Source organism: Paraburkholderia flagellata (assembly GCF_021390645.1).
In the GTDB taxonomy this organism is placed as follows: Bacteria; Pseudomonadota; Gammaproteobacteria; order Burkholderiales; family Burkholderiaceae; genus Paraburkholderia; species Paraburkholderia flagellata.
In genome coordinates, this window is record NZ_JAJEJT010000001.1 from 1220528 (window position 1) to 1235101 (window position 14574).

The 14574-nt window shown below is 65.6% G+C and carries 14 protein-coding genes and 1 riboswitch; of the genes, 3 read left to right on the forward strand and 11 right to left on the reverse strand.

Annotation, left to right across the window (positions count from 1 at the left end):
• Positions 1-53 precede the first annotated feature (53 nt).
• Complete coding sequence (thiC, locus tag L0U83_RS05325) at positions 54-1985, reverse strand: phosphomethylpyrimidine synthase ThiC (protein WP_233881236.1); 1932 nt, start codon at positions 1983-1985, stop codon at positions 54-56.
• Between the two features lie 101 nt (positions 1986-2086).
• Positions 2087-2216: riboswitch (TPP riboswitch) on the reverse strand.
• Positions 2217-2300: 84 nt separating this feature from the next.
• Positions 2301-2708, reverse strand: coding sequence for a GreA/GreB family elongation factor (locus L0U83_RS05330; RefSeq protein WP_233881238.1), 408 nt, complete (start codon positions 2706-2708; stop codon positions 2301-2303).
• Positions 2709-3390: 682 nt separating this feature from the next.
• Between L0U83_RS05330 and L0U83_RS05335 the strand changes: the two genes are divergently transcribed.
• Complete coding sequence (locus L0U83_RS05335) at positions 3391-4374, forward strand: EamA family transporter (RefSeq protein WP_233881240.1); 984 nt, start codon at positions 3391-3393, stop codon at positions 4372-4374.
• 218 nt (positions 4375-4592) lie between these two features.
• On the opposite strand, the gene L0U83_RS05340 is transcribed toward L0U83_RS05335, so the two are convergent.
• Positions 4593-4730 (reverse strand): entericidin A/B family lipoprotein, encoded by a 138-nt coding sequence (locus tag L0U83_RS05340; protein ID WP_233881242.1) that lies wholly within the window; start codon positions 4728-4730, stop codon positions 4593-4595.
• Positions 4731-4925: 195 nt separating this feature from the next.
• On the opposite strand from L0U83_RS05340, the gene L0U83_RS05345 reads away from it, so the two are divergent.
• The gene (locus L0U83_RS05345) at positions 4926-5087 is read left to right on the forward strand and encodes a DUF1328 family protein (protein ID WP_158757523.1); all 162 of its coding nucleotides are present in this window, start codon (positions 4926-4928) and stop codon (positions 5085-5087) included.
• Between the two features lie 65 nt (positions 5088-5152).
• Positions 5153-5695: a ferritin-like domain-containing protein gene (locus tag L0U83_RS05350; protein WP_233881244.1), complete on the forward strand. Its 543-nt coding sequence runs from the start codon at positions 5153-5155 to the stop codon at positions 5693-5695.
• A 16-nt stretch (positions 5696-5711) separates the two neighbouring features.
• Here the strand turns inward: L0U83_RS05350 and L0U83_RS05355 are convergent, their stop codons facing one another.
• The 8 genes from L0U83_RS05355 to L0U83_RS05390 form a co-directional block, all read right to left on the reverse strand.
• A complete protein-coding gene (locus tag L0U83_RS05355) occupies positions 5712-6926 on the reverse strand; it encodes an MFS transporter (RefSeq protein WP_233881246.1) in 1215 nt (404 codons plus the stop codon).
• Positions 6927-7076: 150 nt separating this feature from the next.
• On the reverse strand, positions 7077-7904 hold the full coding sequence (locus L0U83_RS05360; RefSeq protein ID WP_233881248.1) for a phosphodiesterase: 828 nt from the start codon (positions 7902-7904) through the stop codon (positions 7077-7079).
• 22 nt (positions 7905-7926) lie between these two features.
• Positions 7927-8967, reverse strand: a complete 1041-nt coding sequence (locus L0U83_RS05365) for an ABC transporter ATP-binding protein (RefSeq protein WP_233881250.1) — start codon at positions 8965-8967, stop codon at positions 7927-7929.
• Positions 8964-9908 (reverse strand): ABC transporter permease, encoded by a 945-nt coding sequence (locus L0U83_RS05370; protein WP_373320999.1) that lies wholly within the window; start codon positions 9906-9908, stop codon positions 8964-8966. The genes L0U83_RS05365 and L0U83_RS05370 overlap by 4 nt, the downstream gene beginning before the upstream one ends.
• A gap of 28 nt (positions 9909-9936) precedes the next feature.
• Complete coding sequence (locus tag L0U83_RS05375; protein ID WP_233881252.1) at positions 9937-10761, reverse strand: ABC transporter permease; 825 nt, start codon at positions 10759-10761, stop codon at positions 9937-9939.
• 20 nt (positions 10762-10781) lie between these two features.
• On the reverse strand, positions 10782-11798 hold the full coding sequence (locus tag L0U83_RS05380) for an ABC transporter substrate-binding protein (RefSeq protein WP_373321000.1): 1017 nt from the start codon (positions 11796-11798) through the stop codon (positions 10782-10784).
• Positions 11799-12034: 236 nt separating this feature from the next.
• On the reverse strand, positions 12035-13102 hold the full coding sequence (locus L0U83_RS05385; RefSeq protein WP_233881254.1) for a LacI family DNA-binding transcriptional regulator: 1068 nt from the start codon (positions 13100-13102) through the stop codon (positions 12035-12037).
• Between the two features lie 1009 nt (positions 13103-14111).
• A complete protein-coding gene (locus L0U83_RS05390; protein WP_201700423.1) occupies positions 14112-14384 on the reverse strand; it encodes a hypothetical protein in 273 nt (90 codons plus the stop codon).
• Positions 14385-14574 lie beyond the last annotated feature (190 nt).

Genomic DNA, 14574 nt, shown 5'->3' on the forward strand with positions numbered 1-14574 from the left:
GTCGTTAGAAAATGTTTCGGCGGGCCGCGAGGGCCCGCGTGGACTTGGTGAGCTTACTGGCGCTGATAAATCTCCGCGCCTTGCTTGATGAACTCGACCGCCTTCACTTCCATGCCTTTCTTCAGAGCTTCGTCGTCGCTCACGCCTTGCTTCGCGGCAAAGTCGCGCACGTCCTGGGTGATCTTCATCGAGCAGAAGTGCGGGCCGCACATCGAGCAGAAGTGCGCGACCTTGGCCGAGTCCTTCGGCAGCGTTTCGTCGTGGAACTCGCGCGCCTTGTCCGGATCGAGACCGAGGTTGAACTGGTCTTCCCAGCGGAACTCGAAGCGCGCCTTCGACAACGCGTTGTCGCGCACCTGCGCGCCCGGATGGCCCTTCGCGAGATCGGCCGCATGCGCCGCGAGCTTGTACGTGATGATCCCTTCCTTCACGTCGTCCTTGTTCGGCAGCCCCAGGTGTTCCTTCGGCGTGACGTAGCAAAGCATGGCCGTACCGAACCAGCCGATCATCGCGGCGCCAATGCCCGAGGTGATGTGGTCGTAGCCCGGCGCAATGTCGGTGGTGAGCGGCCCGAGCGTGTAGAAGGGCGCTTCCTTGCACCAGTCGAGCTGGAGATCCATGTTCTCCTTGATGAGCTGCATCGGCACGTGGCCCGGGCCTTCGATCATCACCTGCACGTCGTGCTTCCACGCGATCTGCGTGAGTTCGCCAAGCGTCTTCAGTTCGCCGAGCTGCGCTTCGTCGTTGGCGTCGTAGATCGAGCCGGGACGCAGGCCGTCGCCGAGCGAGAAGCTCACGTCGTATTCCTTCATGATTTCGCAAATCTCTTCGAAATGCTCATAAATGAAGGACTCCTTGTGATGCGCGAGGCACCACTTGGCCATGATCGACCCGCCGCGCGAGACGATGCCCGTCATGCGGTTCGCCGTGAGCGGCACGTATTGCAAACGCACGCCCGCGTGGATCGTGAAATAGTCCACGCCTTGCTCGGCCTGTTCGATGAGCGTGTCGCGGAACATTTCCCACGTGAGGTCTTCGGCCTTACCGTTGACCTTTTCGAGCGCCTGGTAGATCGGCACCGTGCCGATCGGCACGGGCGAGTTGCGGATGATCCACTCGCGCGTTTCATGGATGTGCTTGCCGGTCGAGAGATCCATGACCGTGTCGCCGCCCCAGCGGATCGCCCACGTCATCTTGTCGACTTCCTCGCCAATCGACGACGTGACCGCGGAATTACCGATGTTCGCGTTGATCTTCACGAGGAAGTTGCGGCCGATGATCATCGGCTCGCTTTCCGGGTGGTTGATGTTCGCGGGGATGATCGCGCGGCCGCGTGCGATTTCGTCGCGCACGAACTCGGGCGTGATTTCCTTGAGCGCGTTCTCGCCGAAGGCCGCGGCGCCGAACGCCTGGCCCGGATGCTGGCGGCCCATCATCGCGGCGAGTTTCGCGCCGTTCGGACCGCTGGCCTTGAGGCTTTCCAGATACTCGGCGCGGCGCTGGTTCTCACGAATCGCGATGTATTCCATCTCGGGCGTGATGATGCCCTGACGCGCGTAGTGCATCTGGGTGACGTTCTTGCCGGACTTGGCGCGGCGCGGCGTGCGGTGCAGGCCGGGGAAGCGCAGTTCGGCCGTCGCGGGATCGGCGGCGCGCTCGCGGCCGTATTCGGAGGAGAGGCCCGGCAGCGCTTCGGTGTCGCCGCGCTTTTCGATCCAGCCCTGACGCAGCGCAGGCAGGCCCTCACGAATGTCGATCTTCGCTTCCGGGTCGGTGTACGGACCCGAGGTGTCGTAGACATAGATCGGCGGATTCTTCTCGCCGCCGAACCCCGTGGGCGTATCCGCCTGCGTGATTTCGCGCATCGGCACGCGGATATCGGGCTGCGAACCGGTCACGTAGAACTTGCGGGAATTGGGCAGCGGCGCGATCGCGGCTTCGTCGACGTGCGCGTTGGCGGAAATGAATTTCGGATTCGCGTTCATGCGTCTCTCTCCATGGAAAGCCAAGTGGGAACAGCGGCTTAGCAGGAGACGAGACGGAACGTGGACGGACTTCGCTGTGATGGGTGAGGCGTTGAGCGATGCGGCGAAGTCCGGACGCTTCCCTGCGCTGGCATTATCCAGATCAGGTTCAAAGGGTATTTCTCACCCGCGCAATACGCTGCACGACTTTCGTTCGATGCGGCGCATGACGCAGGACCCCCGCGTAAGCAAGGCCAAACGATACACCGGGCTGCGACGATCTGGCAAGTGCCGTCTCGCGCGCGATGTAGTACGACGCAAAGCGGCGCGCGGAACTTACAGCCTGAAATCCTTCGAGGCTTCAGGCTGAAACAGGATGCGCTCGATCTTCAGTGTTTCGACCGCGCCGCCCGGCGTCGTGAAGCGCACGGCGTTGCCGCGCTTCGCACCAAGGAGCGCGAGACCCGCCGGCGAGAACACGTTCAGCCGCCCGGCGTCGACATTCGCCTCGTGGGGATAGACGACGGTGTACGTGAGGGCTTCGCCGTTGCGCTCGTCCACGAGCGTCACCTGTGAGTTCATCGTCACGACATTGGCGGCGACGTCGCGCGGCTCCACGATCACGGCGTGTTCGAGCACTTCGTCGAGCATGACCTGGCGGGCAGGGGCGGCGCCGGGTTCAGCGGCGCATTTCTCGAGTCGGGCGACGTCGAGTTCGGTGAGGTAGCGGATTCTCTTCGACATGACGGTTCTCCTTGCGATCCAGAAAAAAGTCGAGGTAACGGCGAGGGCTGGCGGGCGAAATTGCGCAATGGGGCGCGCGCCGCAGCGGGGCGCAACGGATCGGCCCGGAGCCCGACCGAACGGCTCCGATGAATTGGGGAGGCAGGTTCAGTGCGGACGCCGGGCGGCGCGAAGCGGGGCAGAAACGGGAGGCAGGGCGCGCGGGCGGGAGGACAGAGGCCACGCCGCCGCTCGCTCGCGGCCGGCTCGCGCGCGCACCGGCGCGCTGCGCAAACTGCGCGGCGGCATGGCAGGGACGAGGCGCGAAACGAGCGAAAGCATGGCGAGCGGCGTGTCTGAAATAAGGTGAATGAAAGTTAAACGAAAGATCTGGTCATGCTAGCACGATCTCACAAACCTGGCGCGACGCTGTCGCAGCACAGCGATATGGTGCGCGATCGGCTGTTCCCACTTGCGCTTCGCACTGTGACACGAACGCAACGAAGCACCGCGCATAAAGCATCCTGAAAGCATCCGCGGCGACCGGCGTTGTTGCATAATGCGGTTCGCCCGTCTCGGGTGTCCTTCGTACTCCGTCCTTTTTCGCGTTCTTGCGCATCTGCACCATGCTGTCGAGCTTCACCCGTCCCGCCGCCTTGCCGCCGGGGCGCCCGCGGTTCTGCCCTTCACGTGCCGCGGCAAAATGACGATGCCTCCCCGTTTGCCTTCCCGCGTGAGCCCCCAATCCATCATCGCAACGGCCCTGCAGGCCGCAACCGCGCTATGGCGCTTCGTGCGTGGCGTGCGGCTGCCGCAATCGCGCGCCGGGCGTGTCGCGCTCTCGCTCGGCGTCGTCTACTTCGTCTGGGGCTCGACGTATCTCGGCGTGAAGGTCGCGCTCGATTCGTTCCCGCCGCTCCTGCTCTCCGGCTTGCGCAATCTGCTCGCCGGGATCGGCCTGTTCGTCTTTGCAATGCGCCGGCGACCCGTCATGCCGACGCTCCTCGAAGTGCGCAACGCGGGCGTAGTGGGCACGCTGCTCGTGGGCCTGTCGAGCGGCATGCTCGCCTACGGCATGCGGACCGTGGGCACCGGCACGGCGGCCGTGATGGTCGCCACGGTGCCGCTCTTCGCCACCGTGATCTCGGCGGTGACCGGGCGGCGCGTCGCGAAGGCCGAATGGGCCGCGGTCGCGCTCGGCCTCGTCGGTATTGCGATCCTCAGTCATGGCGGCGGTGCCTCCGGTTCGGCGGGCGGCAGCCTCGCGATCCTGTGTGGCGCGCTCTTCTGGGCGATCGGCGCGCATCTGGCGGGCAAGCTCAGGTTGCCCACCGATCTCTTCATCGCGACGGCGCTGCAGATCGGCCTCGGCGGCGCCATTTCGACCACGGTCGCGTGGATCAGCGGCGAACGCATGGGCGAGTTGCATGTCCTGCCGCTCGTGGCGTTCCTCTACCTGCTTTTCATCGGCACGATGGCGGCCTATGTCGCCTATGGCTTTCTGATCCGTCATACCAGCCCGCTCGTTGCGAGCAGTTGCATGTACGTGAACCCCGTTGTGGCCGTCGCGCTTGGCGCGCTGCTGCTCGGTGAGCCGGTCACGGGCGGCACCGTCGTCGCCACCGTGCTGATTCTCGGCAGCGTCGGATTGTCGTTCCTTTTCGACGACCGCCGCCGCACTTCCTGAGTTCATCCTCGCTTCGCGACGTGCCTCGCGTCATCGCGCCACGTTTGTGCACGCGGCCGCCCCGCATGTGAGGTGCGGAGCGGCCACGTCTTCATCGTTTGCCGGCGATCGATGCGGGCAGGTGTCACTCAGCCACCCGCGCGCGTGCTGCAACGCGCGTTACGCACTCGTCGCGCACGTCAGCCGTCATCCCGGCGCCTTTACCGTCTGCCAGACAACTACTTCGCCTTTTCCGCGGAGTTCGTGAGGGCGTGGCCGCCTGCGGAAACGTCCTCGCCGGCACCCGCCATCGTGTTGCAGGCCGAGAGCGCTGCCAACGAAGCGGTAGCGAGAAAGAGGGCAATCAGGCGTTTCATGAGGAAGTCCTCCACGGTGTCAAAGGAGACGACTGTGCCGCATGTCGCGTGCCCGGTCATTTGTGCCGCCATGTGTCTCCACGCCGTGCCTCCACACCATGCCTCCGTCTACGCCCGCGTCGGGTCCGCTGCTTGCGCTAGCACTGATGCAGGCGCGACATAGCGCAGCCATCCGCCCACAAGGAGGACCACGCCATGCTTCACTATGCCATCGTGTTTTTCATCATCGCGATCATCGCCGCTGTGTTCGGCTTCACAGGCATCGCCGCGGGCGCGGCCGAGATCGCCAAGATCCTGTTCTATATCTTCCTCGTGGTCTTCGTGGTCACGCTACTGCTTGGCGTGATGCACGGATGACACACGCAACGCAAAACCCGCTCCGCACAACCCACTCGTGCATGCCATGTTCGAAGGAGAGTCAGATGTCGAAGACACACGCTTCGTTTGAGTTCGATCTCAAACGCGTGCGCGATGAAGCGCGCAACAATCTCGATCAGGGGTCGGTCACGCCGGACTATCCCGCCAATCGCCAGACCGTGCTCAAGCTGCTCAACGATTCGCTCGCCACGGAACTCGTGTGCGTGCTGCGCTACAAGCGGCACCATTTCATGGCGAAGGGCATCGAATCCGAGTCGGTGGCGGCCGAGTTTCTTCAGCACGCGAACGAGGAGCAGCAACACGCCGACATGCTCGCGGCGCGCATCGTGCAACTCGGCGGCGAACCTGACTTTTCGCCGGCGACGCTAGTTGGGCGCTCGCACTCGGAATACAAGGAAGGGGCCGACCTGAAGGACATGATCCGCGAAAATTTGATCGCGGAGCGCATCGCGATCGAGAGTTATCGCGCGATCATCAACTATCTCGGCCACGACGACACGACCACGCGGCGCATCTTCGAGCAAATCCTCGCGACGGAGGAAGAGCATGCCGACGACATGACGGATCTGCTGTACGCGCGCAAGTAGCGCTGCCAGCCAGCCCTCAGGAAGAAGCCTGTGCGCCCGCGTCCACGCGCGGGCGCGTTGCGTGGTGAATCCAGCCCGCGAGGGCCGTGAACGCGATGCCGGCAATGCACACGCCGACCCAGCCGAACGCGCGCCAGGCGGTCACACCCACGGCAGAGCCGGTCGCACCGCCGATGAAGTAGCACACCATGAACACCGTATTGACGCGGCTGCGCGCCTCGGGGCGCAGCGCATAGATGCGCGACTGATTCGAGATCTGCGCGGCCTGCACGCCGACGTCGAGCACGATCACGCCGATCACGAGGCCGATCAGGCTTCTTCCCGAAAACGCGAAGATGACGAAGGCGAGCGCCATCAGCGCGATCGACATCGTGATGACCGCGCGCGGCCCGCGCTTGTCGGCGGAGCGGCCCGCCATCGGCGCGGCCATGGCGCCCGCCGCGCCGACGATGCCGAAAAGCCCCGCGGCCTGAGGCCCGAGATGGAAGGGCTCGCCCGCGAGCAGCAGCGTGAGCACGGGCCAGAAGAGACTGAACGCGGCGAAGAGGCAAGCGCCCGTTGCCGACGCTTCGCGCAGGCCGGGCAGGTCCAGCACGAGATGCCACATGGAGCCGAGCAGCTTGCCGTAGCCGAGCGTCGAGGTGGGCTGGCTCTTCGGCAGCTTCTTCACGATCACGACCGCAAGCACGAGCAGCGCGACGATCGACGCTCCGAACACCGCGCGCCAGCCGAAGTACTGTCCGACGAACCCGGCCGCCGTGCGCGCGAGCAGGATGCCGAGCAAGAGGCCGCTCATCACGGTGCCGACAGCGTGGCCGCGCGCCTCGGGCGGCGCGAGTTCGGCGGAGAACGGCACGGCCTGCTGCGCGATGGTGGAGAGGATGCCGATTGCGAGGCTCGCGGCGACCAGCACGGCAAGCGAAGGCGCGGTCGCCGCGACGAGCAGGGCAACGCACAAGCCGGCCGTTTGCAGCAGGATGATGCGGCGGCGGTCGTAGCGGTCGCCGAGCGGCGCGAGCAGCAGCATGCCGGCTGCGTAGCCTAGCTGGGTGCCGGCCGGCACGGCGCCGATCCACGCAGCGCCAGTCGGGAAGCTCTGGCGGAAGTCGTCGAGCAGCGGCTGGTTGAAATAGATGTTCGCGACCGTGACGCCCGCGATGGTCGCGAGCAGGAGCAGCAGGCCGCGCAGCGACCGGCTTTCGCCAGCGGTTGCGGAATCAGGTGTCGACATGTGCGAAATGCGGGCGGCGCCCGGTGATACGGAAGGCAGGCTTCGAGCGTGCCGATCATACCGGAGCGCGCGCAATCGCGCTGGCAGCGCGGGAGCGCGCCGCCAGTCGTGCGTTTAGCGGCGCAGTCAGCCGCGGGTTCAGCCGCGCAGTCAGCCGATCAACTCGCCCGAGGGCTCGTAGAACGGATACGGGCCGTCGAATGTCTCGACGTAGCCATGGTGCGTCACGATTCCGCCGTGCGGGTCGTAGCGATGCAGCGCGAAGGCGGGCGGCTCGAGCGTGAAGGTAGAGGGCGCATCGGGCGCGAGGTCTAGCGTGACCTGGTGAGCGGGCGCGGGCACCGCCGCGGCGATCGTGCCACCGAAGCGCACGAACATGGGCCGGTGCACGTGACCGCACAGCACGCGCTCGACGTTGGGGTGCCGTGCCACGAGCGCTTCGAGCGCCTGCGCGGCGCTGTCGTCGAGGCGCATCGCATCCATGTGGCCAATGCCGCAGTCGAACGGCGGGTGATGGAGCGCGACGACCACGGGCTTGCCGCGCGCCGCCTCGAGCTGCTGCGCGAGCCACGCGAGGCGCGTTTCGCAGAGCGTGCCCGCGCTTTGCCCCGGCTGCATGGAGTCGAGTGCGATCACGCGCAGCGGGCCGAGGTCCACCGCGTACTGGATGAACTCGCCGCCCTCGCGCAGTTCGGGCCGATCGGCAAACACTTCGCGCACCGGCTCGCGCGCGTCGTGGTTGCCGATCAGGAGCCAGTACGGAATCTCGAGCGTGTCGAGCAGCGTTTTGAGGTGCCGGTATTCCTCGACCGATCCCTGGTCGACGAGGTCGCCGGTCATGAGCACCGCGTCGGGGCGCGGCGTGAGCGCGTTCAACCGCGCGATGGTGCGTGCCAGGCTCGCGGCCGTATCGACGCGGCGATAGGCGAGCGCGCCCGGTGGCTTGATGTGCAGGTCGCTGATTTGGGCGAGCAGCATGGTAGTCCTCGTTTTGTAAGATTTACGCGAGCGCGATAAGCGCTTCAGGGGCGATCGAGATGCCGACCGGCGTGCCGCGTGCCAGCTCGACGCGGCCCGCTACGTCGACGAGCAGGGCATCGGGCGCGGCGCCGCCAATGGTAAGGCGCGTGCGCTCGCCAAGAAAGGTCGCCTGCTCGATCACGCCGCGTAGCTGCGCGGCGAGCGGGTCGGCGAGCGTGGCGTCTTCGGGGCGGAAATACAGTTCGGCGGCTCCGGCGATCTGCGACGCGCTGGCCGGCACGGCGCCGCCGCTCGTGCGCAGCATGCCGCCTTGCCATTCTCCGGCGATCCGGTTGAGCGTGCCGACGAACTGCGCGACCGCGCGGCTCGCAGGCTGGAAGTAGATCTCGCGTGGCGTGCCGATCTGCTCGATGCGGCCCGCGCTCATCACGACGATGCGGTCGCCCAGTTCCATCGCCTCGGCCTGATCGTGCGTGACGTAGACCGTCGTCACGCCCAGCTCGCGCAAGAGCGCGTTCATCTCGCTGCGCAGGGTGTCGCGCAGGCGCGCATCGAGCGCGGTGAGCGGCTCGTCCAGCAGTAGCACACGCGGGCGTGGCGCGAGCGCGCGTGCGAGCGCCACACGCTGGCGCTGGCCGCCCGAAAGCTGGTTGATGGGCTTGGCCGCGTGCGCTTCGAGACGCATCATCGCGAGCAGTTCGTCCACGCGTGCACGCGCGTCGGCGGCGGGCACGCGCTGGATCTTCAGGCCATAGCCGATGTTGCCGCGCACGTCGAGGTTCGGAAAGAGCGCGTAGTTCTGGAACACCATGCCGACCTTGCGCCGCTCGATGGGCTGAGCGGTCACATCCTCGTCGCCGAAGGCCACGCGGCCGCCGGCGTCGGGCGTTTCCAGACCCGCGATCATGCGCAGCGTGGTGGTCTTGCCGCAGCCCGAAGGGCCGAGCAACACGAGCGTTTCGCCCGCGCCGATCGCAAGGTCGAGCGGTTCGAGCACGCGCGTGCCGCGAAACGTCTTCGCACAGCGCGTGAGCGTAATCGGGATCGGTTCGAGTTTCATTCGGAATCCTTGTTGTTCTTTTGCTGGCCTGCGCGACCCTGCGTGCCAGATGGCTTTCCTGAGGAGCCAGGCACGTCCACGCCGAGCCATTGCATCGCCACGAGCAGCGGCATCGTCATGAGGAAGAAGAGGATCGTGTAAGCGCTGCCTACTTCGATGCGCAGCGACGCGTAGGTGTCCGCGAGGCCCACTGGCAGCGTTTTGGTGTCAGGCGTATGCAGCATCCACGTGAGGTTGAATTCGCCGATCGAGAGCGTGAGCACCGCGAGCGCGCCCGCCACGATGCCGGGCCGGGCGTTGGGCAGCACGATGGTCGTGAAGCGCTGCCAGAAGCTCGCGCCGAGGCTCGCGGCGCCTTCTTCGAGCGTGCGCAGGTCCGCCGACGCGCACACGGCCGCCACGGGCCGCACCATGAACGGCAGCGTGAAGACCACGTGACCGACCACGATGAACGCCGCACTCATGCGAAATGCGCTGAAGCCGCCATACACCACGAGCAGCGCGAGCGCTGAAGCGAGGCCGGGCAGGGCCACGGGCAGCACGAGCAACTCCTCGATGAAACGCGAGAGACGCGTGCGGCTGCGCGCGAGCGCATAGCCCGCCGGCACGCCGGTCACGAGCGTGATGGCGAGCGTGGCAGCCGCCACTTCGAGCGAGAGGAATACGCTCGCGTGATACTGCGTCCAGACCTGGTCGAGCCAACGCAGCGTGAGGCCGCTCGCCACGCCACGAAAATAGTTGACGGTGAGCCCCGCGACGATCGACATCACCACGGGCACGATGAGAAACGCGCATGTGGCGAGCGTGACGAGCCATTGCGCGCACGCAATCCATGTGCGCGCCGAGGGCGGCGCGAAGCGCCGCCGCGCGGCGGGCGGCTGGCCCGGTGCTTCGTGCATGTCGCGCGCCGCCGAGGCTGCGGAATTGACGACCGAATTCATTCTGGAGTCCTCGAAAACCACAGTGCGCTCATGCGGTGGCCGCGACGGCCGCACCCGTCACGCTGCGCGCGAGCGTGAGCACCGCCCACGTGACGAGACCGAGCACGATGGACAGGCCCGCCGCCGTCACCATGTTGGCGTTGAGCGTGAACTCGGTATAGATGGTCATCGGCAGGACGTCAATGTCGGTGGCGAGCGTGAACGCGGTGCCGAACGCGCCCATCGCGGTCGCGAAGCAGATCGCCCCTGCGGCGACGAGGCCGGGCGCGAGCGCGGGCAGGATCACGTCGCAGAGCACGCGCCAGGACGACGCGCCAAGCGATCGCGCGGCCTCTTCGAGCGAGCCGTCGAGCTGGCTTGCACAGGCCATCACGGTCACGATCACGCGCGGGATCGAGAAGTACAGGTAGCCCGCGAAGAGTCCCGCCATCGAGTACGCGAATACCCAGCGCTCGCCGGTGAGCCGCAGCGAAAGCGCGCCGATGAGCCCCTGGCGGCCCGCGAGCATGATGACCATAAAGCCGACCACCACGCCCGGAAACGCCAGCGGAAACGTGAGCAGCGCGACGAGCGCACGGCGCCCCGAAAACGAGCGCCGCGCGAGCAGAAGGCCGCAGATCGTGGAGATCACGAGCGTTGCCGCGGTTACGGCCGCCGAGAGCGCGATGGTCGCGCCCAGACTACGCATGTAGCGGCCATTCGTTAGCAGTGCGCGATAAGTTTCGATGAAATGCCCGTCGGCGCTCACCTGCACGAGCGCGATCATCGGCAGCAGCCAGAATGCGAGGAACACCGCGAGCGCCGGCGCGATGAGCGCCAGGCGCCAGCGCAGCGGAAAAGTGAGGTCATGCATGGAAGTGATCGGCTGGAGTCTCAGTGCATGATCTGCAGATAGCGCTCGCCGAAGGCCTGTTGCTGCGCCGCCATCTTTGCGAAGTCCACCGGCTTTGCGCGCGCGTAGTCGCTCGCGGGCAGGAACTTCGAAGCCGCTTCCGGCGAGAGCGCGCTCGCGCGCACCGGGCGCAGGTAGGCATTGGCCCAGAGCTTCTGGCCTTCGTCGGAAAGCACGAAGTCGAGCACCTTCTTGCCGTTCGCTTCGTGCGGCCCGTTCTTCACGAGGCTCATGACGTAGGGCACCGAAATCGTGCCTTCCTTCGGGATCACGAACTCGACATTCGCGTGGTCCTTGTATTTGGCGCGGTAGGCGTCGAAGTCGTAGTCGAGCAGGATGGGAATCTCACCCGAGAGCACGCGCGCGTAGGCGGTCTGCTTCGGCACGATTGGCTGGTTGGCCTTGAGTTTGCCGAACCATTCGAAAGCGGGCTGGAAGTTCTCGAGCGTGCCGCCCAACGCGAGATTCACGGCCACTGCGCCCGCATAGCCCACGAAGGCGCTCGACGGATCGAGGTAGCCGACCATGCCCTTGTACTCTGGCTTGAGGAGATCGGCCCACGAGCGCGGCACCGGCTTGCCTTCTAGCGCATCTTTGTTGACGAAGAAGCCGAGCGTGCCCGAGTGGATGGCGAACCAGTAGCCTTGCGGGTCCTTCAGGTCGGCAGGAATGTCGCTCCAGTGCGCGGGCTTGTACGGCGTGATCACACCCTTGTCCTTCGCCTGGAATGCCGACGAAACGCCGAGATAGACGACATCGGCGACCGGGCTCTTCTGCTCAGCCATCAGTTGTGCGATGGATTGGCCGGAGTTCTTGTTGTCGAACGGCACGCGGATGCCGGTCTCTTTCTGGATCGCCTGGATCTGGCTTGCCCAGTCGGCCCATTCGGGCGGGCAGTTGTAGCAGATCGCGGTTTGATCGGCCTGTGCCGTGAGCGGTGCGGCAAGGCCTGCCACGAGGGCGACGGCGCTCGCGGCGAGCGGCAGGGCGCGGGACAAGGGGGCTAAGCAGACTAAGCGGGTTAAGCGCCGTACGCGCGTGGCTAGCGTACGTAGGGCGGCGTGCACGGGCACAAGCGAAAGCGGGCCGGCAAAGGCGAGTCGGCGGGTCACGGCAGGTCTCCAGGTCGGTTGCGAGAGCGTTCTGGTGGATGAGGGCCGTGTGCGTGCACGGCCCGGATTGTTCAGGCTGTTCGGTTTGTTTTTCAGGCGTGCTAACGGCGCACAAAAGCGGCTCACGAACGCGCGCCGCCGAGTTCGAGATCTCGATCGATCGCGCTCCCACGCGCGCCGAGCGGCGCGTGCGCGATCGCCGCGATGGTGCCGCCCGCGCGCAATGTGTGCGGCAGCGCGTTGGCGAGCGGCCCCGCGTATTGGCCGCCGATGCGCGCCATCAGGCAATGCCACGCTTCGCGGCCGATGTCGCGGTTCGGCGTGCCGATGCTCGCGAGTGGCGGTGCGAGCAGTTCGCCCATTGCGAGGCCGTCGAAGCCGAGAATCGACATGTCCTGCGGCACGCGCAGGCGCGCGCGGCGCAGCCCGCGCATCACGACCATGGCGAGCAGGTCATTGCTGCAGAAGAGGGCCGTGGGGCGCGCGGGCCCGCTTGTCAGATGCGCGAGCACGGAAGGCGCGAGCTCTTGCGCGTTGAAATCGATTTCAAGGGCCGGCGCGGGCGTGAGGCCGGCCTGCTGCATCGCGAGGGCATAGCCGGCATGACGCTGGCGCGCGCGGTCGGAGGCGGCCAGCGTGCCGGCCAGCATGAGGATGCGGCGATGGCCGTGTGCGATGAGCATGCGCACGCCGTCGCAGGCGGCCTGATGGTTGTCCACCGATACCGAAGGGCGGCGCTTCGTGTCGTTGTGCATCAGCACGTAGAGCGGGCCATCTGCGTCGAGTTCGTCGAGCAGGGGGTGCGTGTCGGCGTCGGCCACGGTCAGGATCAGACCCTCGACACGTTGCGCGCGCAACGTCTCGATCGCATGACGCTCGCGATCGGCGTCGTACTGCGTGGTCATCAGCATGAGGCGAAAGCCCTGCGCTGCGGCAAGCTCGTCGATGCCCTGCAGGCACTCGGCGAACACCGGATTGGCGAGCGTGGGCAGCACCACGCCGATGAGGCGCGTGCGCTCGCCGCGCAACTGCCTGCCGAGCGGGTTCGGGCGGAACTTCAGCGCGTCGATGGCTTCGCGCACGCGCGCGAGGGTGATGGGGTTGACGGTATGAGGCGCGTTGATCGCACGCGAGACCGTGGCGATCGAGAATCCGGCGTGTGCGGCGACATCCTTGATGGTTGGCGTCATGCGAGCGGCCCCGGGGTCGTTTGTAAACGTTTTCGATGGGGCCGATTATGAAAAACACGTGTGACCGCGAGATGACGGATGCGGTCCCCCGTCGCGCCTTTGGGACGCGCGCCGCGCAATGGTAGAATCGCGTCCGCCCTGCCGGGGTGATGAAATTGGTAAACATAGCGGACTTAAGAAAAATTGAGTGCCCAACCGGAAACGGCTGGTGCAGAACCCCTCAAATTCGGCGAACCCCCTGGGCCTTGAAGCGCGTTGCGCGCGAGGCGCCGAGGCAACGCCGAGCCAAGCCGGCTGCTGCGCAAAGCGGCGGTCAGGAAGGTGTAGAGACTAGACGGGGGGCGCCTAAGGCGGTGCGCGGCGTGAGACACGCGGCGCTCAGCGACGGCGAAGGCATAGTCCAGCGCACGAACGCGCGTCCATGCAGGGACGCGTGGCGTCGAAAGACGTGGTGTGACGAAAATCCGCCGCCTAACGGCTTGCCGGTTCGAGTCCGGTCCCCGGCACCAGATGTCGTTCCAGCGTCTTCCGCTGGAATCCGAAAACCCGCGATAGCGTTAGGCTTCGCGGGTTTTTTATTCGCATGGCTAAATCCGTGCGGGCGCGCGAAGGGAATTGGCTAAGGCGAAGGTAGAAACCAAAGAAGGCGGGAGAAGCTCAGGGCGGACGCGCAAAAATGGCGGCGCGAGGATCAGTCGAGCGCTGCGCCGCAACAAGGCGCTTGCGCACTCAACGATTACCGATCTTCCCGGTCAGCGGATTGATCAGCCGCGCAAATCCGAACAATGCCGCGATGCCAAAGGGGCAGGCGATGAAGAAAGCGGTCAACATGACTCGGCTCTAAACGTAACAAAGTGTATCGTCAGTTTAGCGTGGTCATGCGGTTTGAATATCAGGGTGAACGACAACAAACTATTGCGCTATCGCAAGGAATTTAGTCGGCAACAGCGGGGGAAACGGGCTGCAACGCCCGTTTGGCGCGGGTAAGCGAGAAACTGTGTGGAGCGCATCAGATGCAGTCGAATATTACCTCTACTGTCTGGGACGTCACGCCGCGCAAGCCCTCACTGTGGATCTCGACCGTGTGTAACTGCTTCTTCTGCTTTTCGCAGTAGTCCTCGGCTTCGCTGAGCCCGGCTGCGCGCACGTGATTCCACGAAACCAGATCCCAGCGCGCGCGGCTCGTGACGGTGAGATGACCATCCTGTCTCGAATTGACGGCAGTCACCGATGTGCACGCCGTCAGCATGCTGACTCCAAACAACAGGACGTAACCTTTCATAGATTCTCCGTGGTCCGCGAGCATTCTCGCCGCCAACCCGGGCATTGGCAACCCAAAGCGATGCGCTCCGGCACGCCGGGGCTGCTTGATGCAGTGAAACGCTGCTGTGCCGTTAGGCACCGAGACGATGGCTTGCGCGCGCAACTCGGGCTCCGAATCGATAAGTGCGCGCAATTCGCACTTCGATGCG